Genomic DNA, 21,250 nt, shown 5'->3' on the forward strand with positions numbered 1-21,250 from the left:
ACGCTTGACCCGGACGTCTGCGTGCAAAACTCGCAACAGTCAGCGCGCTAAAGGACACCTTCTCGCGCGTAACCTAACTCGTTGTTGCCGGTCTTCTTGAAGGTGCCGATGGTCGCCATGGTATTTCTCCGTTTCCGTTCCCGAGACCGCACCATGCGGCCTCGATGGCGATCGGTGGGCCGGAGGCGACCGACGCCGCATCGCTTGCGACCGAAGCAAAGCGGAGGACGGCGCGGACACGACTTTCTTGTCTCGCGAGGAATGGCGGCGCAGCCGGCAGGGGAAGAAAGTCGAGACGAGCTGTTGCGGCATAGGCGGTCGAGGCGTCAGCCGTCCTTCGGCCAGATCAGCCCATTGAAGAGGCCGTTTGGAGCGCTCGCTGAACGGATTGGCAGCGGAGAAGCTGGAGACCAACCACACCTCAAAAAGCCGCAACGTGTCGATCGCCCATCATCCTCATCCCGGGCCTGCCTGTGCTATTTCCGCCGAATCCCGCACACCGAACACGTATGACCCCGCCATCACCCGAGGTAGGTCGCCGAGCCGCTGTGTTCGCCGCCTGGAGCTAGAGAGTGACCGGCCGCCCGGACTTGGGCCACCGCCTCGCAGATTCACCGCATCGCCCGGTCAGCACCGTGTCCTTCTCGATGACGAGATGGCGCTTGGGGTTCGCCTGGCCCGCCGTTCGGCGTGTCGCGTACATTCAAGCCTGCGCATGGCCCGGGCCGGATTGGTCGGAGGACGCCATCCCTGCAATCCGAACGAACGACACGATCCCAACCGCAACGGCGCCAACGATGGAGAACGCGATCTGCCATCCCTCTGACGGCATGACGTGCTTCGCGATGCCGTGGGTCGCGTGATAGCCGGCAACGGCTGCTGGCGCGACAAAGACGAGGGCGATCGCGAATTTCGCCCAGAGCGGGCGAACGGTTCCGAGCAGGAGTTGGCCGACGCCGAACGTCAGTCCGGCAGCGAGTGCGCCGACGAGGATGGCGCCGAGCCAGCCGGCGCCAGAGTTGAATGCCCACATGCCGGTCGTCATGCCGACGAAGAACGGAAGCGCGAACACAGCGAGCGTGAAGAGCAACCAGCAGAGGAAGCCGATTGCGACCATGCAAAGGAGGATGCCGAGAATGATCATGGTGGTGTCTCCGAAAGGATAGCTCTGACGGATGCGCCTTCCACCACCACCGCGGCGCGATGCCGAGCATAGCAAATGAGGACCGTCGGCGGGAGCGAAAACCATGCAGGTCTTCGCTTCCGCAGGCAGGATCTTCGGCTCGTCATGAGGCGAAGGGATCGATTTCGCCGATGATAGCTGCATCGTCACCGTCGTATTCGTTCGTGGGCACGACCGAGAGCGTGCCGTCGCCGGCCCGGAAGATGACGATGGCGACCATCAGCGTGGTGGCGAGGCTGAAGGCGAAGGCGTGTGCGTCGGGGAAGGACATCAATCCGGCTCCTGCTGGGGCGGAGGACCATCCCCCGCTGACAGGCGCCCGATGTGTTCGGCCGATGGCCGCAATCACCGCGCTGGCAACGCCGGCGCGGCGGCACGCGCAAGCGTAGTCCGACCCCTTGCGGGTTGATGGCGTCAGGCCATCGGCTGGACCAAGGATCAGCGCAGATAAGCGGGGGTGGTCGTCTTCGCCTCAGGAGCCGTGGGCGTCACGACGCGCGTGCTCGGAGACCTTTTGAGCCAGCTCATTCACGATCGCGCAGGCCGCGTCCGCAAACCCCGCCGGCCATGTGCGCGAGGCATCCCGCTGAAATCCGCCGCGTTGAAAATGGGGATGGAGCTGATCGATGACCGCCGTCAGCCGCGACGGAAGGACCAACCCCGCGCGTGCGGCGTATCGAGCGGCCACATCGAGATTGTGGCCGATCTGGGTACGGTTCCAGTCGTCCGTGCTGGCCGCGCGCAGCAAATGGGACTTGAGCAGCAACTCGGTGGCGATGGCGATTGAATGAAGAGCCAACCCATCGGCTGACTGCTTCGCCGCCCACGCTGCGGAATCGAGCTTAACCAAGGCGCTTTGATAGAAGGTTTCCGAGAGGGGAATGTCCGGTGCGAAGACATCTGGGAATGGCGCTAATTCTGGCATCAGCCCAAGATGCCGACATATCGAAATTTTCCAAGCCGATTGCTGCGCCTGCTTTGGATTGATTTACATTGCGACGTAAGCGGGCCCTTGATCACCGCGTCCGTGGAAATCAGGCATTACAGGTTGATGGCTCAGGCGGCGCTTACGCGCCGCCGAACTTCCAGACGGGAATGCCGAGCTTCCTCGCCTTGTCAGCGAGGTTGTCGTTGATGCCTGTGCCGGGGAAGTGCATCACGCCCTTCGGCACGATGTCGAGCATCTCGTCGTTGCGCTTGAAGGGTGCGGCCCTGCCGTGCTTCGTCCAGTCGGGTGCGAAGCCAATCTGCGGGACGTTGCGGTTCTTTGCCCAGAGCGAGGCGATCTTCTCGGCGCCCTTTGGCGACTTGCCGTGAACCAGCACCATGTCGGGATGCTTCTCATGCACCTGATCGAGCTTGGCCCAGATCAGCCGGTGGTCGTTGAAATCGAGCCCGCCGGTGACGACGATCTTCGGACCCGCCGGCAGGAGCACTTCCTGCTCTGCCCGCTTCTTCGCCATGAGGAAGTCGCGGCTGTCGATCATTGCCGAGGTCAGGTTGCGATGGTTGACCATTGAGCCTGTGCGGGGGAGCCACGGCTTGCCGATCTGGCGCTCGTAGTGTTCGGCGGCCTGGTCGCGCATCAGCTCGAAGGCGTTTTGCCGTTCGATGAGCGTCTTGCCCTCGGCGATCTGGCGCTCGAGTTCGACCGACTTCACCTCGCTGCCGTCCTGTTGCCGCTGCGAGCGTTTCTGCGCCTGCTCGTTGTCGTCCAATTCGCGGGCGATCCGTTCGGCGGCGCGGTGGAAGACGTTGACGGTCGACCAGAGGAGATCGTCGAGGTCGGGTTCGAGGCGGGTGTCCTCCAGGGTCGAGATCAGGGCGTCGAAGATGTCGGCAACCGCGCCCGCGACCTGATTGCCGTCGGGCAGGAGCCGCTGGTCGGGCTCGTCGGCGAAGGGGCGGTAGCCGTGGAGCTGTAATTCGTTGAGGACGTGATCGGTGGGTGACGATTCGTGGTGCGGTTCGTAGTCGTCGTGCTCGCTCATGGGATGCTCCTTGGCTGGACCGCGACCGTCGCGGCCTTCATGGCGACGGAGCCCACGGGCGGAGCGGACCTGCACCCGGCGCGCGCGCCGGGCCGGAGCGACAGCGGAGGATGCCGAAGGCCGGCTATTTTGTTTCGCGATGGAAAGGCGCGGAACGCGCCGCCGGAAAATAGTCGGCCGCAGGCATTGCCTGTCCGAACCGCATGTGGGCCGATCGCCCTCTCGAAGGCCGAGGCGCGGTTCTCTCCAAAGGATCGTGCATCCATGCGAGCATGATGGCAGCCGCGCGCCGCCACTGTTCAGCCCTCGATCTACGCCGCCGGGAGCATGAAGCGGGCGACGTCCTGGGGGGCGAGCTGCACCCGGATATGCGCCATCAGTGCGTCCCGGCCGAATGTGCGGAGATCCTCGTTGAAGTCCCCAAGCACGGGAGACAGGGCGATTGCCTCGATCCCGACCGCGTTCGCCCGTTCGATCAGCGCGTTTCGCGCACCGTCTCCGGCGCGATCGTTGTCGCGCACGACATAGAGCCGGCGCAGCGCGTCGTGGAACTGGATGGCGGCGAGGTGAGCCGCGGAGAGTGCCGCCGCCGCCGACATGCCTGGCATGACCTCACGAACGGAGAGCACACTTTCGATGCCTTCGCCGGCGGCCAACACCTCGCCGGAGAGCCCGAAGCGGACCGCGTGCCCAAGAAGGTCGCCCATCGCTTTCCGCTGAATGTCGATCGGCGCCTTGCCGGAGCCATCCGGGGCGAGCCAGGTCCGATGCGCGCCGGTGAGCCTGTCGGAGAGATCGGTGACGACGCCGACCATCGCCGGCCAGGTCTCGGTCGGGCTGTGCTCGTCCGGCCGATAGTAGCAACGCGGGTGGAAACGCAGGTTTCCGCATCCGTGCAAAGCCGCAATTCCGCGACCGCGCAGATACGCTTCTACGAGCGTGCCGCCAATCGGCTGGCAAATGGCGACCAGCCGGCGTGCTGCTTCTGCGGAGCCCGATGGTGCCAGCGTGCGACTGTGCTGTTTCGGCTGCGGCTCGGGATCGGGAGGCGGCAGGCTGAGAAACAGACGGGCCTCCTCGGCGACGTCGGCGAAGTCGATGAGACCCAGCGATTCACGGATCACGTCGAGCAAATCGCCATGCTCGCCCGTTGCGGCGTCGGTCCATTTGCCGGCGGGGCCTTTGACTGTGTCCTTGAGGCGCACGAACAAGGATCGGCCGGGCGTGTTGCGAACGTCGCCAACTTGCCAATAGTTGCCCTGCCTGCGGCCCGCGCCGAGATAATGTCGGCACACCGCCTCGGCCTGTCGGCCGAGACGGGATGCGAGATCGGAGGCATCGCGACGCGCCATTATGCCGCCTCCCGTTCGCCGACGCGCTCGACCGGATAGGTGTCGAGCAGTTTGCCTATGACGGATGGTCCGGAGGCATCGACCGGCACGAAGAAGCGCAGCTTCCAGGTGATGATCTCCGTGAACAGGCCATAGGCTCGCAAGCGATCTCGCATGGCCTCGGTGAAGCCGGAGAGTTCGATACGGTTGGCGCCCATCACGCGGACGCGGCGAAGCTGAAGCCCCTCGGCAAGATCGAGGATCGTCCGCCCATCGACCAGTGCGGCATAGGCAGCGTCGGACGAAAGGCTTGCTGCACCCGTGGACGCCGCGTTCGCGGCCCAGGCCGGAGAGACGCGGCGACCGATGATGCGCTCGCCATCATCGGTCTGGAGGCGATAAACCCGCGTCGACTCGTTCGGCAGGCGCTTCCAGACCGGCAGGAGGAGCCCGGCGACGATGTGGATGGTGCTTTCCGAGAAGGTGGGCACCTCGGCGACTTCGCGATTCCACGCGGCGACGAAGGTGGCGCGGTCGACGTTCTCCCAATGGCTTTCGGCCATCATCTTCAACGAGGCGTGATGATGCTCCATGGGGCGGATCAGCCGCACGCGGCGTTCGATCTCGCCATCGTCGAGCATCAGCGACGGCGCGGGAACCTGTACGGCAGCGTGGCCCGACTTGCCGTTGACGAGCAGCCTGCCGCCATCGCCCTCGGCGTAGGCGAGCGCGTCATCCAGCGTCATCGGCCGGTTGCGCCGTCGCTCCGTGATGGTGAGCAGACGCGTCTGCGCGCCGGTTGCTGGATGGGTGTAGATGGAGGTGCGGTCGGTGACGACGAAGCTCTCCGCCGTCAGCGTCTCCAGCCCGACGTCGTAGACGCCGCTGGCGATGGCGCCTGTCACCTTCGCATCAAGAAGCTGCTCGAAGGCGGCGAAGAGGATGCCTTGAAGCTCGATGGTGAGCGCGAGCAACCGGTTCAGGAAGGTGGTGATCGGCGGCAGCTCGTCCTTGATGCCGTTGTCGTCCATCAGCTTCAGGCCGGTGGCGGACTCGAAGCGGTCGAGCGAGCAGCCCTCGATCTTGCCGCGCACGATCAACAGGTAGAGCTGTCGCAGCGCGTCGCGGGCGTAGCAGGATTCCAGATTGTCTTCCGGTCGGAATAGGCCCTGGCCGCCGGTCTGGCGTTGCCCGCGCGTGATCGCGCCGAGCGTATCGAGCCGCCGTGCGATCGTGCTGAGGAAGCGCTTTTCCGCTTTCACGTCGGTTGCGATCGGACGGAAGAGCGGCGGCTGCGCCTGGTTGGTCCGATTGGTGCGGCCGAGTCCCTGGATGGCGGCGTCGGCCTTCCAGCCCGGCTCGAGCAGGTAATGCACGCGCAGGCGCTGGTTCCGCGCCGACACCTCGGCATGGTAGCTGCGCCCGGTGCCGCCGGCATCGCTGAACACGAGGATGCGCTTCAGGTCGTCCATGAAGGCGGCGGTCTCGGCGAGGTTCGCCGAAGGCGCGCGGTTCTCGACGGCCAGGCGGTCGTCCTTGCGAACGATGCGCCGCGAGCGGCCCGTCACCTCGGCCACCATGTCGGTGCCGAAGCGCTGCACGATCTGGTCGAGCGCGCCCGGCACAGGCGGGAGCGAGGCGAGGCGCTCGATCAGCTCGTCACGCCGGGCCACGGCTTCGCGGCTCTCGACGGGCTGACCGTCGCGATAGACCGGCCGGGAGGACAGATTGCCTTCGCCGTCGGTGAACGGCTCGTAGAGCTGCACCGGGAAACCGGTCTGCAAGTACGACAGTACGTACTCACGGGGCGTAATATCCACCCGGACGTCATTCCATTCCTCGGTGGGGATCTCGGCGAGACGACGCTCCATGAGGGCTTCGCCGGTCGAGACGATCTGGATGACGGCGGCATGGCCGGCCTCAAGATCGCAATCGATCGAGCCGATCAGCGTCGGCGTTTTCATGCTGGTGAGCAGATGGCCGAAGAAGCGCTGCTTGGCCGATTCGAAGGCGGAACGGGCGGCGGATTTGGCCTGGCGGTTCAGCGTGCCGCTGCTGCCGGTAATGTTGGCCGCCTGCATCGCCGCGTCGAGATGATTGTGGATGATGGCGAACGCACCGGCATAAGCGTCGTAGATTCGGCGCTGCTCGCCGGTTAGCGCATGTTCGACCAATTCATATTCGACACCGTCGTAGGAGAGCGACCGTGCGGTGTAGAGGCCGAGCGCGCGCAGGTCTCGTGCGAGCACTTCCATGGCCGCGACGCCGCCGTCCTCGATGGCTTCGACGAACTCGGCCCGCGTGGCGAACGGGAAATCCTCGCCACCCCACAGGCCGAGCCGTTGGGCATAGGCGAGGTTGTGGACGGTGGTCGCGCCGGTCGCGGAGACATAGACGATGCGGGCATTCGCCAGAGCGTGCTGAAGCCGCAGGCCAGCGCGGCCTTGCTGCGATGGAGCGACATCACCCCGTTCTCCCTTGCCGCCGCCGGCATTCTGCATCGCGTGGCTCTCGTCGAAAATGATCACTCCGTCGAAGTCGGAGCCCAACCATTCGACGATCTGCCGGACGCGCGAAACCTTCTCGCCGCGGTCGTCGGAGCGCAGCGTGGCGTAGGTTGCAAATAGGACGCCTTCCGCGAGCGTGATCGGCTTGCCTTGCGGGAAGCGCGACAGCGGCGTGACCAGCAGGCGCTCCGTGCCGAGCGCGGACCAATCGCGCTGCGCATCCTCGATCAGCTTGTCGGATTTGGAGATCCAGACTGCCTTGCGGTGACCGCGCAGCCAGTTGTCGAGAATGATCGCGGCCGATTGGCGGCCCTTGCCGGCGCCGGTGCCGTCGCCGAGCATGAAGCCGCGGCGGAAGCGGACGGCGTTTGCGGCGTCGGCCGGCGCGGCCTGGACGAGATCGAAGGTTTCGTCGACCGTCCATGATCCGGCGAGGTATTCGCCATGGGCTTCACCGGCATAGATCACGGTTTCGAGCTGGGCGTCGGACAGAAGCTCGTGGATGTTCGCTGGCAGCATCGGGCGATAGCTCGGCCTCGGCGGCGCGACGCTCGCCATGGCGGCGGACTGCACCAGCTTGGTCGGATGGGGCTGAGCACCGGGAATGCGGATCGACTGCAATCCGAACTCCTCATAGATCGCCTCGGTCAGGTGCGTGCCGTCGGGCGGCGTCCAGTCGACGGCCTCATAGGCAAGCTCGATCCCCTCGGGATCCGCGGCCACGGCAACGGAACGCGGGGTGGCCGCGCGCGCGAGATAGCCGCGCACCGTCCTCGACGCCGCGGCCGGGAGCGGAGCGGCGATCGCCGCCGGCAGTTCGACCGACAAGCGCGGAGGGACATGGACCCCTATCCAGCCGAGCAGCGTGGCGACGTCCGGCGCCATGCCGGGCGAAGCCGGGAACTTTGCGGGGTCGTCGGCGGCCCGCTTGTCGATGACGGTGAGCCGCGTCGGGAAGCTCGTGCCATGCCTGGCATAGACGGCCCCGGCGATGGCGGCGGAGAAGACGATCGTGCCGCGCTCCTGAAGACGGACGAAGGCGTCGCGCCAGTCCGGCAGGTCCGGTCCGACATTGGCGCCGGTGATCGCCACCATGCGGCCGCCCGGTGCGAGCCGGTTCAACGCCGACGCGATATGGCGAAACCCGGCATCGGCGACGCGGCCGGCGATATGCGCCATCGCCGAGAATGGCGGGTTCATCAGCACGACGGACGGGATCGCGGCGCGATCGAGATGATCGTCGATCTGGGCGGCGTCGAAGCGGGTGACGGGAAGTGCCGGAAAGAGAGAGGCGAGTAGATCGGCGCGGGTCTCGGCCAGCTCGTTGAGGATGAGCGTGCCGCCGGCCGTCTGGGCGAGGATCGCGAGAAGGCCGGTGCCGGCGGATGGTTCGAGCACGCGATCGGTCGGCGAGATGGCGGCTGCGGTGCGCGCGGCCAATCCAAGCGGCAGCGGCGTCGAGAATTGCTGGAGCGCCTGCGATTCCTCGGAGCGGCGTGTGTGCGTCGGCAGCAGGTCGACGATCCTGGTCAGGACGGAAAGACGTGCATCCGGAGAAGCGGCTTTGCGGAACAGCGCCTTTCCATACTTGCGCAGAAACAGGACGGTCGCGACCTCGCACGCTTCATAGGCGGTTTTCCAGTTCCAGAGACCGGAGGCATCGGATGCGCCGAAAGCCGTTTCCAAGGCGCTGCGCAGAACCATGGCGTCGATCCGGGCACCGCGCTCGAAATGCGAGAGAAGGAGATTGGCGGCCGACAGGATGGCTGCGGCGGGATTGGTGGACGCCGACGCGCGCGGCAGCGGCGCGGCCGGCGAACCAGACACGGAAGACAGGATGTTCATGGTGGGAAACCTCGAAGAGAGCGGAAACGGGAAAGCCCGAACGGCGCTCTCTCTCGAACCGCCCGGACTCACCTCGTCCCGGCGGACCTCTGGCTCTCTACTCAGAAACAAAAAAACCGGCGGAACGCCGGGTGTGTGTCGCTGCGCGATAGATGATCAGGATGCTATTTGTGGCCAAAGCCACCAAACCAATAGTGTCGCAGCCAGTGTCCATATGAGCAAGATGGCAACCAGGCCGCCGTAACTCGACTGACGGCTCTTTTGGGAAGCGGCCGCTCGAAATTCGTCCATTAATGGGGTGGGAATGAGCTTAACGGCCAGAAGAATACCGAGTGGGACGATAATCAAATCGTCCAGATAGCCGAGCACGGGAATGAAATCCGGAATTAGGTCGATTGGGCTTAGCGCATATGCCGCGACAGCACCGGCCATTACCTTCGCATAGCAGGGGTTCTATGGTCGCGCGCAGCCAACCACAGGGCCAAGACATCTCGCTTGACCGTGCGCGCCCATTTTTTTGCCTTCGTCAGCAACATTCATTTGTATCCAGTGTCCATGTGCTCTTCGGCGATCTTGTCCAGCCACCGCGCGGAATGTCGATTCCTATTGTAGCGGAGCCTCTGACGCGAAGGTATTCCGCAGGCATGCAACGATTGGGCGGTTGTTGCGACGGATGGACATTGACGTTCGGGCGATACGAGAAGCGGCCGCGGCCGCTTCTCGCTGGCAACCTCACTCGGCCGGGATCATCACGACTTCCTCGTCCTCTTCGGCATCGGAGCGCTCGTCATCCTCCGAGTCATCGGTGAGGAAAGCGGGCAGAGCCTCATCGGCGCTGTCCTGACCGGCATGTCCGCCAACCTGGTCGCCGTCTGCGCCGTCAAGACGCAGGGGCTCGGGCAGCCAGCCGGTTTCCGCCAGCAGGCGTTCGGCTTCCTTGGCCATATCGCCCTTCTTCAGGTGGTCGATGAGTTGCGCTGCCCGCTCGCCGGCGCCTTCGCGGACGGCTTCCAGGATGCGGGGCTTGGTGACGCGGCCGAGATAGTTGCTGACCGTCGGCTTCCAGCCAGCCGCCACCATATCGAGCCCGGTCGCTCGCGCGAGCCGATCGGCCTGCGCCAGGCGCACGTCGAGGCCGTGCTGGCTGACGCCCGAGCCGGAATGCGGGTTCGGCCGCTCGAAGAGCGCGTTCACGCCATAGCTGACGCAGAGGGCCAACAGGTCCATGCGCGTGCCATCATCGAGATGGGTCAGCCAGTCCCACAGCGCTTGGTCATCGGCAGGAACATGATCGCCCCAGCCTTCATGGCGCTCGTTGACCGCCTGCGCCGAAGGGCTGTCCTTCAACTCCTCGGATTGGGCCGAGAAGAAGATATGGCGGACACTGGCTTCGAGGCAGCCGGTCGGCGCGGCATGACGGAAGGTGTCGCTGACGAGCTTGTGCAGCAACATCGTCATCGCGACGTGCGGATTTTCCGCCAGCGCATTGCGCAGGGCGAGCGTTCGATGGGCGGTCAACTCGATGACGAGGCGTTCGGGCAGTGGCTTTAAGCTGTCGTCCTCGTCCTCGTCATCGGTCTGGACCGGCTGGCCGCCGATCGTGATGACCGCGCGCTGGATGGTAGGCGTGCGGATTTCGCCGGTGTCAGGGTCGACCTCTTCGTCCTGTGTGTCGCCATCCACGGTTTCGACCGGCCGCTCGTCTTCGGGGCGGACGTAGCCGCGATCGACAGAAAGCGAACCGTCGGCATCAATGCTGACGAACACGCCGGCGACGGCAATCTCGTCCGGGTCGTAGCGGACGGGACGGTTGTCGAGGGCTTCGATGGCCGCTTCGATCTCACCCAGGCGAGCATCGACTTCGTCCGGAAGCTCGTCCGCGTCCTCATATTCGGCGGTCAGGCGGTCGAGTTCCGCCTGCAGCGCGTCGCGCGTGGCCTGCTCCTCCGTGGTGATGTCGAGCGGAACGCCTTCGATCTCGCGGAGACCATGGGTGACGCCGTAGGGAATGCTGACGGCGGCTTCGACCCATTTCCAGCCATGGGTGGCGATCTCGTCCGCGATCACCGTCAGCTTTTCGGAGACGAGCCGGTCCAACAGGCCGATGTCCTGAAGCCAGCCGCCATCGTCGGACTCGAACAGATCGCGCAGGACGGTGCCGCCCGCCGCCTCATAGGCGTCAATGCCGACGAAGATCGCGCGCTTGTCAGAGGCGCCGACCGTGGTTTCGGTCAGCATGCGCCGGATCTGAAACGGCTCCTTCTGCCAGCTATTGCGGACCGTCTCCCAGACCTGCTCCTGACGAGCATGGTCGTGCGACACGCTGAAGGCCATGAGCTGTTCGAGCGTCATGCCGTCATCGGCATAGACGTCCAGCAGAGTCGGCGAGACCGACGCGAGGCGCAGGCGCTGCTTCACCACGTTGACGCCGACAAAGAAGGCTGCGGCGATGGCCTCCTCGGTCATGCCCTTGTCGCGCATGGCCTGGAAGGCGCGGAACTGGTCGAGCGGATGAAGCGGTGCGCGCTCAATGTTCTCGGCGAGCGACACCTCGTCGATGAGGATGCCGGCGTTCGCGGCCGACACGACGCAGGGGACAGGGGTGGTCTTGTTGAGCCGTTTCTGCTTGGCGAGCATTTCCAGCGCGCGGTAACGGCGGCCGCCGGCGGGCACCTCGAACATGCCGGTTTCCTGACCTTCACTGTCGAGAACCGGGCGCACATGAAGGCTCTGGATCAGGCCGCGACGGGCGATCGACTCGGCCAGCTCGTCGATCGAGACGCCGGCCTTCACGCGGCGGACGTTCGACTGGCTGAGCACCAGCTTGTTGAAGGGAATGTCGCGCGAGGACGACAGGGTAATCTTCTGAACGGCAGTTGCCATGTTCCTTACTCCGCGACGGGCGCCGAGAGCCTCTCTCTCGAACCCAAACCCGTCACGAAGCGAAGCGCCGCCCTCTCACTCTTGGAGGGCAGCGCAACGGATGCGGGGGAACGGGAAAGCACGAAGATGCAAAGCCGGAGATACGGAGTTCCGCATTTCCGGCTTCACGGAGATCAGGCGGCGCGGTCGAGCAGCTTCTTGGCCTTGCCCTCCAGTTCGAGCCGCGCATCCTGATTGGTCTTTTCGCGGGCAACGGCGGTGATGCCTGCGACGAAGTCGAAGATCGACTCCGGCGGGCGACCTTCCTCGGCCAGGACGGTCTCGATAATCTTGCCGGTCTCGGCTTTCGAGAAACCGCGCTTGCGCAGGAATTCCGTGCGGTCCTCGTCGGACTTGGCCACGATCCGTTCGCGCGCGGCCTTGATGCCGTTGACGAACGGCATGGGCGAGGAATTCGCGAAGTTCAGCAGCGCCGGAGCCGCTTCGTGGGCGAAGCGGGACGCCGCGTACTTGCTGTGGCGGATGGTGATCTCCTCGAAATCTTCCACGCCCCACAAATTGCGATTCTGGCAGACCGCGCGGAGATAGAAGCTCGCCATGCCGAGCGTCTTCGCGCCGACTTCGGAATTCCAGCAGTAGAAGCCGCGGAAATAGAGGTCGGGCGAACCGTCGGGGAGCCGGCCGGCCTCGATGGGGTTGAGATCGTCGACGAGGAAGAGGAACACATCGCGGTCGGACGCATAGAGCGTCGTGGTGTCCTTCGTAATGTCGACGCGGGGGTTGTAGACGCCGGTCGACCAATCGAGCACGCCGGGCACCTTCCACCGCGTGTCGCCCGTGCCGTTGCCAGCGATCCTCTGCACCGCTTCGACCAGCTCGTGGTCGTAGATGCGGCCATAGTCGGGGCCAGTCACGGCGCGCAGTTCGACCCGGCCATTGTCGGTTTCGAGCGTCTTGATCTGCTCGGCCCGATGCGAGGTCAGACCGTATTGCAGATTGATGCCGGCCAGTGCGGCCGGGAGCTGGCGCAGATAGGCGGCGGGAGCGCCGACCTGGCTGGCGAGTTGACCGAAGCTCCAGTGCGTTGGCGCGACCGACGTGTCCGAGCCCGGCAGGATGAGAGACAACCGCTCCGGATCAGTCCGGCTCGCCTCGACATGGATGAGCGCGGTTTCCACCACGCGGGTCCGGCTGCGCTCCGACCGGCTGCGCACCGAATCCGCCAGCTCCGACAGGGAGAGGTAGCGCTCGTCATCGGGGCGCGAGAACCACTCCGAGGAAACGCGGCCGATCCGCTCGCCGCGGCTGACATCCACCTTGTAGCCGCCGCGCATGTCGCGGCGTGCGTCGAGAACCTGCGTGTTCATGGGATCAATCTCCATGACAGGCGCCGAGAGCCTCTCTCTCGACACTCAACCCGTCACGGATCTTTGATCCCCACTCTCACTCTCGGGGGGCGTTGCGGGGTTTCCCCGCAGAAGGGGTCGGCCGAGACCGTGGCTTGGCCGCAGGGGAAGGCATTCCCCTTCAGGACACCTTCTCGCGAAGCCACGATGAGAGCCCGGCGTCGAGCACCATGCGGGCAAGTTTGCGAGGCCCTAGCAGAAAAACACCTTCCGGGCCGGGTTGGTCTTCGGGAAGATCACCCGTGTGCCAGACAAAGAACATTCGGTCATAGGCCTCCGCCTCTGTTAGGCGGATCGCATACTCGTGAAGGGCTGCTACGGTTGCTTGGGATTTGACCTGAACAAAAGCACGTTCGCCTGTGCTAGGTAGGACGAGTTCCAGATCGACCGTTTTCTGCGTGCGTCCGACCTGGCTGACGCGGCGCCAGCCGCTTGTTGAAAAAGCGAGGTCAATGAGAAGCTCGAAGTCCTGCCATGTGAGCAGGCGCATGAGGTCGATGATTGCCGCCATCAGTGCGCGTTCCGCCTCCTCGGCAGCAGCAACTTCGGGAGAAAGCTGATCGTTCAGCTTTCGAAGCAGATAATCGCCGGCGCGCACGTCGCAGATCGTTCCTCGGAACATCTGGACTTTCAGCAGCCGGCCCGAAAGCCGGTCCGCCGAAAGGACATTGCCACCGATGCTGGTGTTATGCCACCCGTCCATGGTTTTGCGGCGGTGGCTGCGGTCGTCAAGGATTTCAACGGGGCCAGAAGGGCGGCACCAATAAAGCAGGCCGCCAACGAACGTGATGAAAATGGTCTCCTCGTTGGCTTCATAATAGGCACGGATTTGATTGACGTCGCGGGTTGCGGCGCCTGCATCGCCGCGGACGAGCTTCATGGCCTCCCACACGGCCTGCCAATCGCCTCGCACGCAAAGGTCATGAGGCGCTTCGCGATAACCGAAGCGAAGCACGCCGTCCCGCAGGCTCTCAGCCTCCCAGTCGCCGCCCCGGCCGAGCTTGATGTAGTAAGAGCGTGACGCCGTCACGGCGGAAGGCTGGGCGTTCATCTCGATCAGGCTCCGCCGTCGGTCTGATCGGTCGCCTTTTCCTGCACGGAATCGAAGCCGAAGATCGCAGGGACCTTCTCGCCCTTTACGGGTTCACGCGCGGTCAGCTTCTCAACCTTCACTTTGGGCCGACCGTAGAGAGCCGGATTGGGCGATCCCGGCGTTGGAAAGGGCAGGAGCGACAGAGGTCGGCCGTCGATGCAGCGGTCTTTTGAGATCGAGGGTAGGAAAACCTGAAGTACTTCGTTCCCATAGGCCAGGGTGAAGAAGGCATAGGGCACGGTGTCGATTCCTGTGCGCCGCCGCATCAACATGAGAACGATGAGGTCGTTGCGCATCGGACCGGGGATGAACGTCCGAATGATGGGAAACTCCGCGACGAAGTTGCGCGAATGGTCGGTGTCGCGGATCCAGTCATAGGTCTCCCGGAAATGCTGGGTCTCGACCTCGGGGATGAGGGTAAGGCCGATCTTGACCAGTCCCTTGAGGGCAGCGACCGGGACATAGGTGTCGCGATGAAGCTCGAAGCGAAGCTGCTTGGCCGTCTCGTCCACCTCAAAGAACGGATCGTCTTCATAATCCTGAAGCTGAAAGCCCGTACCGGAATATTCGACACGCCAGCCCTTGTCGGGGCCTGGCTTCTTGATGGTAGGGACGCCGCTTCGGCCCTTGATGCGCGAGAGTGTGCGCATGGGCTTGGTCCAGTTTCCGAGATGATTTTCGATACCCTCGCCGAAGAGATGATTGCAGGTGTCGCACTCATAGCTGCTGAAAAGCCCAGTGTTACCGAAGGCCGCCGGCAGCGCGTGGGCTTCGTCCTTGAAGGTCACGGCCGGCTCATCCTGGCGGCAGAATCGACAATGCCGAGGACGCTGCGCGCTTCCGAGCGTCAGCTTCTTGCCGGGCTCGAGGAAGATCGGCTCGGCTCCCGCGTAGTGCTTGTCGTAGAAATCGGCTGCGGCGATGGTGGCAGGGTCGAAATCGGTCATCTGTCCGCTGTGCTCGATCATGCGCGCCGCAACATCCGCTCGATCCGGACGCGCTGATAGCCGTGTGAATGGACCTGCTGACGCAGTTGTCGAATGTCGCGGACGCCGAACGCTACAGCCGCTTTCAGCGGGCTGGCGAAGGTTGCGTAATAGGTCCAGCGGGTATCCGCCGGTAGCGGTGCATTCTGTCGCCGGTCAGTAATGGCGACGTCGCGCGGGTCGCTGGTGTTACGGAATGCGTGGAAGGTGATCCACTCCGGCCGCCGATAGCGCGCCGCCTTGCTGAAAGGGACCGACTGGACCTTAACGTCGCTCTGGTCGAGCACCCAGCCTTGCTGTTCCATGAGCTGGCGCACCATGTGGCCGACCATCTGTTTCACCCGGTCAACCAGAATTTCCTCGCGGAATTCCTCAAGGAGTTGTTCCTCGATACCTTCGACGGCGGGCTTGCTCAGGCCTGAAGCTGTTTCCAGGCGCGCGACATTCTCTGGCTGTGTCAGAAACTCCCAAATCCTCTGACCGAGACGAGACTCATAGAGAGAGGAAAATTTCTCAGGGGTATAGGCAAACATGACCGGCCATCCTTTACCGGGCATATATGGACGGTTATAAGGGCCTGTCAATGAGGGGGCGAGACTCAATTCACCCGGAGTCGCCGATCGATTCTCGGTCGGCGCTGGGGAAGGAGACACCCAGCTCGGGGGGATTGGGGTGAAGATATATTCCGTTGCGATCGAGAATTTCCGCGGCATCCGAGCGACTAAGCTGCTGCTGCCCGACCATGCCGTGCTAATTGGCGACAACAACACGGGAAAATCATCGATCTTTGAAGCCATCGACCTCGCGCTTGGTCCGGATAGGCTGAGCCGGCGGCCTCCTGTCGACGAGCACGATTTCTATCAAGGCAACTACCTGGCGGCCGCAGGCCCGGAAGCCGTCGAAGGTGAAGCGCCGCCAGATGCGCCGAAGATCACGATCGAGGTGACGATTACCAATCTCTCGGCCGAGCAGCAGGCTCGTTTCGGGGGAAGCATCGAGTGGTTGGATACGGTTGCCGATGTCTTCTACGAGGCACCGAATCCCGCCGGCGTTGACGCCGCGAACATCAACGCTGCACTGCGGGTAACGTTCATCGGCGCCTATGACGCCGACGAGGACGACTTCACGGGCTACACCTACTTCACGCGGAGCCTGACCGAAGAGGACACGCCGACGCCGTTCTCGAAGAAGGACAAGCAGCATTGCGGGTTTCTCTTTCTACGATCACTGCGGACTGGTTCTCGCGCACTCAGCCTCGAACATGGCAGCCTCCTCGACATCATCCTGCGTCTGAAGGAGATCCGGCCGCAGATGTGGGAGGGGACCATTGGGACGCTGGCAGACTTCGACGTGGCCAGCGATCCTGCGATCGGCATCTCCGGCGTCCTCGACAGCATCGACCAGTCCCTGAAGAAGTATGTTCCGCGCGAATGGGGGGTGAAGCCGCATCTGAAGGTCTCAAACCTGACGCGCGAGCATCTTCGCAAGGTGGTGACCGCCTTTATCGCAACGGGCGCTGGGGATCACGCCGCGCCGTTCTTCCGGCAGGGAACCGGCACGATCAACATGCTGGTGCTGGCGATGCTGTCGCAGATCGCCGAGGACAAGCAGAACGTCATCTTCGCGATGGAGGAGGTCGAGACGGCGATCCCGCCATATGCGCAGAAACGGATAGTCCATGAGCTTCGAAAACTGGCGGCCCAGTCGCTCTTCACCTCGCATTCGCCTTATGTCCTGGAGGAGTTCAAGCTCGACGAGACCGTCATCCTGTCTCGCACGGACGACGGTGTCCTGAGCCAGGCTGAGATCGCACTTCCTGAAAGTGTCAAGCACAAGCGCTATCGACAGGAGTTCCGCACGCGGTTTTGTGAGGGGCTTCTTTCACGCCGCGTCCTCATCGCCGAGGGAGCGACGGAGGCAACGTCTTTTCCGGTTGCAGCTCGCCGACTGTCAGAGCTCAACCCCGCCGTCTACGCTTCATTGGAGGCCTTGGGCGTGTGCGTGATCGACGCCGGCACAGAGTCGCAGATTGCCGACCTGGCGTCCCTCTACAAGAGCCTTGGCAAGCGGACGTTCGCCCTGTGCGATAAGCAGACCGATCCCGCCAAGGCGGAGATCGAGGCCCAGGTTGATCGCCTCTTCATGCATGAGGAAAAGGGCATCGAGGACCTGATCCTTAAGAACACCAGCCAGGCGGCGCTTGAGCGGTTCGCCGACACGCTCGATTGGCCTCCGCACCTGCTGGCGAAATATCCCGACCCAAAGGCGAACGCGATTGCTGCGCTGAAGGAGTATTTCGGTTGGTCGAAGGGCAACTGGGGCATCGCTGAGTTCATCGCCCAGTGCTCCGAGGCGGAAATCCCGCAGTGGATACGCGAGGCGTGCATCACGTTGAAGGCAGTCTGCGATCCGCCGCCGCCACCCGCTGAGGAAGGTGATGCCGCTGCTGGGCCGAAAGAGTAGGCGGGCGGCATCATGGTCGACCTCACGCAAGCGCAGAAGGACGTTCTGAAGGCCGGTGGCCATCAGCTCGTGACTGGCGGTCCCGGTTCAGGGAAGACGACTGTCTCGATCCTGAGGGCCGCCAAGATCGCGCGGGAATCGCTGGGCCCCGGCCAGCGCATACTCTTCTTGAGCTTCGCTCGGGCCACCGTTTCGCGGGTCTTCGAGGCAATAGACGAAGAGCGCTCGATCACCCGCGAAGAAAAGCAGAGGATCGAGGTCGATACCTACCATTCCTTCTTCTGGCGCATCCTGAAGACCCACGGTTATCTCGTCGGATTTCCGCGCCGCATGACGATCCTGACACCGCCGAACGAGGCGATTGCGCTGTCTGCCGTGCGTAGCGGCTACAAGGCGGCCTCCAAGCTGTCGGAGGAGGAGAAGGCGGAGAAGCGTGCGCGCGAAGATGCTGAGCGTATACGCCTGGCGCGCGAGGAGGGGAAGGTCTGCTTCGACCTGTTCGCTGAACGTGTGGCGATCCTGCTCCACGGATCGAGCAGGGTCCTGTCGCTCGTCTCCACGATGTATCCCTACATCATCTTGGACGAGTTCCAGGACACCAGCGCCGACCAATGGCGCGTGGTGCAGGCTTTGGGGATGAACAGCACATTGATCGCGCTCGCCGATCCCGAGCAGCGTATCTTCGAATTCATCGGCGCCGATCCGGAGAGGCTGAACCACTTCACGGACGCCTTTGCCCCCTCCGTCCATGATCTTGCCAGCGACAACCACAGGAGCAAGGGGACCGAGATCGCTCTTTTCGGGAATGATATCCTGACCGGAAAATTCCGGCAGGACGAGTATCAGGGGATCGACTACGAAGCGTTCGAGTCCAACCCCAATCAGGCTTACGCGTCTCTTGTGGGGCAGGTTCTGCAGGCCCGAAAGCGCCTGATCGACAGTGGCCGTCGGGACTGGTCGCTGGCGATCCTCGTGCCCACGAAGCGGATGACCCGATTTGTCTCGGACGTGTTGCGTGAGCCATTCGGTAAGGTGCCTCCGATCACCCACGTAGCCGCCGTGGACATGGAAGGCCCGATCCTGGCGGCGGAAATTATCGCCTTCCTGCTTGAACAGCGCGGCCACGCCGCTTGCTTCGATGAGTTCGTCGAACTGCTGTGCAGCTATTTTCACGGTCGTGGCGGTGCTGCGCCGACAAAGGGCGATCTGGACGATGCGGGGCGGTTCCGGACGGCGCTTGCGAAGTGGAACGAATGTCTCGCGGCCGGCAAGCCAACGCCGGGTAACAGTGTCCTCAAAAGCACCTTCGCCGTTCATCAAGCGGTGGCAGCGCTGGAGCTAACCGGTGATCCCGACGCTGATTGGGTGGCGGTGCGCGCGATCCTTGAGGCGGGGGTATGCACGCGCCTTGGAGATGTCGGAAAGGAGGTTCGCAATGTGCGCCTGTTAGAGCGCGGCACCCAGCTTCGTCAGGGGCTGGTTCAGGATTGGCGCGACTTCGGCGGCTATCGAAACGCGCTCGCGATCACCCGGCAGTCGTTCGTGCAGGAACATTTCGCGACTGCTCATAAACCCGAGTCGGGCGTCGTGGTGATGAACATGCACAAGGCGAAGGGCAAGCAGTTCGATGAGGTGATCATTTTCGAGGGGTGGCCAAAGCGGGTGAGGCGCGAGATCGTTGCGAACCCCGACCGGATCGTCAGCGGCAACGTTCTTGACGGGGCAATGACCCAGGCTCGTCAGAATTTCCGCGTGAGTGTTACCCGAGCCAAGATGCGCACCACCATCATGACGCCGCGCGATGACGTCTGCGTATTGCTCAGGCCAGTAGAGGGCTAGTTTGACGATCGCGCCACCGGTGCCACAGCTCGTTCGCGCGCCACCGGGGGTGCCCGTTTATGGTGGCGGTAGGATGGGCGGGGGTGTGTAATACCCATGCGCGCAAGATGTAAAACCGCAATTTCCCCTTTTTCAAGGGCAGAAGAGGTGATACAAAACCTCGGATATTAAACACCATACTCCGAGCTTACGTATCTTGTCCGAACCCGCATCCCAGCGCCGAATTGCCCACACCGTGCTGAAAGCGCGCGGCATCGCGCGTCTGGCGGAACTGCGCGCGGAGGGGGTGACCGCGGCTACCATGAGCCGCATGGAGCGGGATGGCGAGGTGCTCCGTCTTGCGCGGGGACTTTATCAGCTCCCCGATGCGCCGCTCGACGCCCACCACAACCTCGCAGAGGCGGCGAAACGCGTGCCCAAGGGCGTAGTCTGTCTCGTATCGGCCCTCGCGTTCCATCAACTTACCGATCAGCTCCCGAGGCAGGTGTGGATCGCCATTGGCCAAAAAGATTGGGCCCCCAAGCCTGATGGCGCGCCGGTCCGGCTGGTACGGTTCACGGACCGTCTGCTCACCGAGGGCGTAGAATCCCACACTGTGGAGGGGGTGCCCGTAAAGGTTTTTGGGGTCGCCAAGACGATCGCCGACTGCTTCCGGTATCGCAACAAGATCGGTCTGTCGGTGGCGATTGAGGGCCTCCAAGAGGCACTGCGTCAACGCAAGACAACCCCTGGCGAAATCGTCAGGCAAGCCGAGCGAGGAGCAATCGCGACAGTCATTCGACCCTATCTCGAGGCGCTGACCGCCAATGGCTAAGGAGCTAAAGAATGTCGGCGCTTCAGTGCGCGCCCGCCTCCTGCAACTCGCCAAGACGAGTGGCCAAAGCTTCGATCTTGTCCTGACGCGCTTTGCGCTCGAACGACTCCTCTTCCGGCTCAGCCAATCACGACATGCGGACCGTTTCGTTCTCAAAGGCGCGATGCTGATGATGAGCTGGTTTGAGGATCCGCATCGCGGCACGCGTGACCTTGATCTGTTGGGGTTTGGCGATCCTGAACCCGAGGCGATGCTCGCGACATTTCGGGACATCCTGGCGGTCAACGATGATGATGGTGTGGAATTTGACGTCGACGCTCTTCGCGTCGATCGCATCCGCGAAGAGCTTGAATATGGCGGGCTGAGGCTGCGGACGACTGCCTCGATCAGCGGCGCCAGGATCAGTCTGACGATCGATATCGGCTTCGGCGATGCGATGGAACCTGGCGCGGAGATGCTCGACTATCCCTCCATGCTGGCGTTTCCAGCGCCGCGCCTACGTGCCTACGCGCGCGAAACTGTCATCGCAGAGAAGTTTCAGGCGATGGTCGCGCTCGGACGCGCGAACAGTCGGATGAAGGATTTCTACGACATCTGGATCCTCAGCAAGTCGTTTGATTTTGCTGGCGACAGGCTCGCTCGCGCAATCGCTGCAACGTTCGCCCGACGCGAGACAACGATCCCTGTCGATTTGCCCGATGCACTAACGCCGGCTTTCGCCAACGATGAACAAAAGCAGCGACAGTGGAATGCCTTTGTCAGGGACGTTTCAGCGGATCCGGGAAGCTTGGAAGATGTCATAGGCGCCTTGGGTGAATTTCTAATGCCGCACGCTATACAAGCGAGTGTTTCAAATAATAATGGTTCAAAGTTGTAATCCAGATATCTCTTGGAGATGACTGAAGAGGG

General features: G+C 63.4%; 15 protein-coding genes and 1 pseudogene. 4 read left to right on the forward strand and 12 right to left on the reverse strand.

Annotated features, from left to right (window positions below):
* Window positions 1-703: 703 nt before the first annotated feature.
* From AC1Q6J_RS12500 to AC1Q6J_RS12555, 12 genes and pseudogenes are all read right to left on the reverse strand, one after another.
* Entirely contained in the window at window positions 704-1,144 is a 441-nt protein-coding gene (locus tag AC1Q6J_RS12500) for a hypothetical protein (protein WP_126280025.1), read from the reverse strand.
* 142 nt (window positions 1,145-1,286) lie between these two features.
* Window positions 1,287-1,454, reverse strand: a complete 168-nt coding sequence (locus AC1Q6J_RS12505) for a hypothetical protein (protein WP_492279605.1) — start codon at window positions 1,452-1,454, stop codon at window positions 1,287-1,289.
* A 201-nt stretch (window positions 1,455-1,655) separates the two neighbouring features.
* Complete coding sequence (locus tag AC1Q6J_RS12510; RefSeq protein ID WP_205665905.1) at window positions 1,656-2,108, reverse strand: hypothetical protein; 453 nt, start codon at window positions 2,106-2,108, stop codon at window positions 1,656-1,658.
* 142 nt (window positions 2,109-2,250) lie between these two features.
* Window positions 2,251-3,174, reverse strand: coding sequence for a DUF2493 domain-containing protein (locus tag AC1Q6J_RS12515; RefSeq protein ID WP_492279606.1), 924 nt, complete (start codon window positions 3,172-3,174; stop codon window positions 2,251-2,253).
* Between the two features lie 311 nt (window positions 3,175-3,485).
* Entirely contained in the window at window positions 3,486-4,526 is a 1,041-nt protein-coding gene (locus AC1Q6J_RS12520) for a DUF7146 domain-containing protein (RefSeq protein ID WP_492279607.1), read from the reverse strand.
* Entirely contained in the window at window positions 4,526-8,857 is a 4,332-nt protein-coding gene (locus AC1Q6J_RS12525) for a strawberry notch-like NTP hydrolase domain-containing protein (protein WP_492279608.1), read from the reverse strand. The genes AC1Q6J_RS12520 and AC1Q6J_RS12525 overlap by 1 nt, the downstream gene beginning before the upstream one ends.
* A gap of 156 nt (window positions 8,858-9,013) precedes the next feature.
* Window positions 9,014-9,393, reverse strand: a pseudogene (locus AC1Q6J_RS12530) (YkvA family protein).
* Between the two features lie 196 nt (window positions 9,394-9,589).
* Complete coding sequence (locus AC1Q6J_RS12535; RefSeq protein WP_492279609.1) at window positions 9,590-11,740, reverse strand: ParB/RepB/Spo0J family partition protein; 2,151 nt, start codon at window positions 11,738-11,740, stop codon at window positions 9,590-9,592.
* 173 nt (window positions 11,741-11,913) lie between these two features.
* The gene (locus AC1Q6J_RS12540; protein ID WP_492279610.1) at window positions 11,914-13,107 is read right to left on the reverse strand and encodes a DUF932 domain-containing protein; all 1,194 of its coding nucleotides are present in this window, start codon (window positions 13,105-13,107) and stop codon (window positions 11,914-11,916) included.
* Between the two features lie 160 nt (window positions 13,108-13,267).
* Entirely contained in the window at window positions 13,268-14,197 is a 930-nt protein-coding gene (locus AC1Q6J_RS12545) for a hypothetical protein (protein WP_126280033.1), read from the reverse strand.
* Between the two features lie 5 nt (window positions 14,198-14,202).
* A complete protein-coding gene (locus AC1Q6J_RS12550; RefSeq protein WP_492279611.1) occupies window positions 14,203-15,207 on the reverse strand; it encodes an HNH endonuclease in 1,005 nt (334 codons plus the stop codon).
* Complete coding sequence (locus tag AC1Q6J_RS12555; RefSeq protein ID WP_126280035.1) at window positions 15,204-15,758, reverse strand: hypothetical protein; 555 nt, start codon at window positions 15,756-15,758, stop codon at window positions 15,204-15,206. Before AC1Q6J_RS12555 ends, AC1Q6J_RS12550 begins: the two co-directional genes overlap by 4 nt.
* Window positions 15,759-15,897: 139 nt before the next feature.
* Between AC1Q6J_RS12555 and AC1Q6J_RS12560 the strand changes: the two genes are divergently transcribed.
* The 4 genes from AC1Q6J_RS12560 to AC1Q6J_RS12575 all read left to right on the forward strand — a co-directional run bounded on the left by AC1Q6J_RS12560 (window position 15,898) and on the right by AC1Q6J_RS12575 (window position 21,218).
* Window positions 15,898-17,688: an ATP-dependent nuclease gene (locus tag AC1Q6J_RS12560; RefSeq protein WP_492279612.1), complete on the forward strand. Its 1,791-nt coding sequence runs from the start codon at window positions 15,898-15,900 to the stop codon at window positions 17,686-17,688.
* 12 nt (window positions 17,689-17,700) lie between these two features.
* A complete protein-coding gene (locus tag AC1Q6J_RS12565; RefSeq protein WP_492279613.1) occupies window positions 17,701-19,527 on the forward strand; it encodes a UvrD-helicase domain-containing protein in 1,827 nt (608 codons plus the stop codon).
* A 238-nt stretch (window positions 19,528-19,765) separates the two neighbouring features.
* The gene (locus AC1Q6J_RS12570; RefSeq protein ID WP_492279755.1) at window positions 19,766-20,341 is read left to right on the forward strand and encodes a type IV toxin-antitoxin system AbiEi family antitoxin domain-containing protein; all 576 of its coding nucleotides are present in this window, start codon (window positions 19,766-19,768) and stop codon (window positions 20,339-20,341) included.
* Window positions 20,334-21,218, forward strand: coding sequence for a nucleotidyl transferase AbiEii/AbiGii toxin family protein (locus AC1Q6J_RS12575; protein ID WP_126280039.1), 885 nt, complete (start codon window positions 20,334-20,336; stop codon window positions 21,216-21,218). The genes AC1Q6J_RS12570 and AC1Q6J_RS12575 overlap by 8 nt, the downstream gene beginning before the upstream one ends.
* The last annotated feature ends 32 nt before the right edge of the window (window positions 21,219-21,250 follow it).

Source organism: Afipia sp. MLSD5-FHT05B12, from assembly GCF_058793355.1.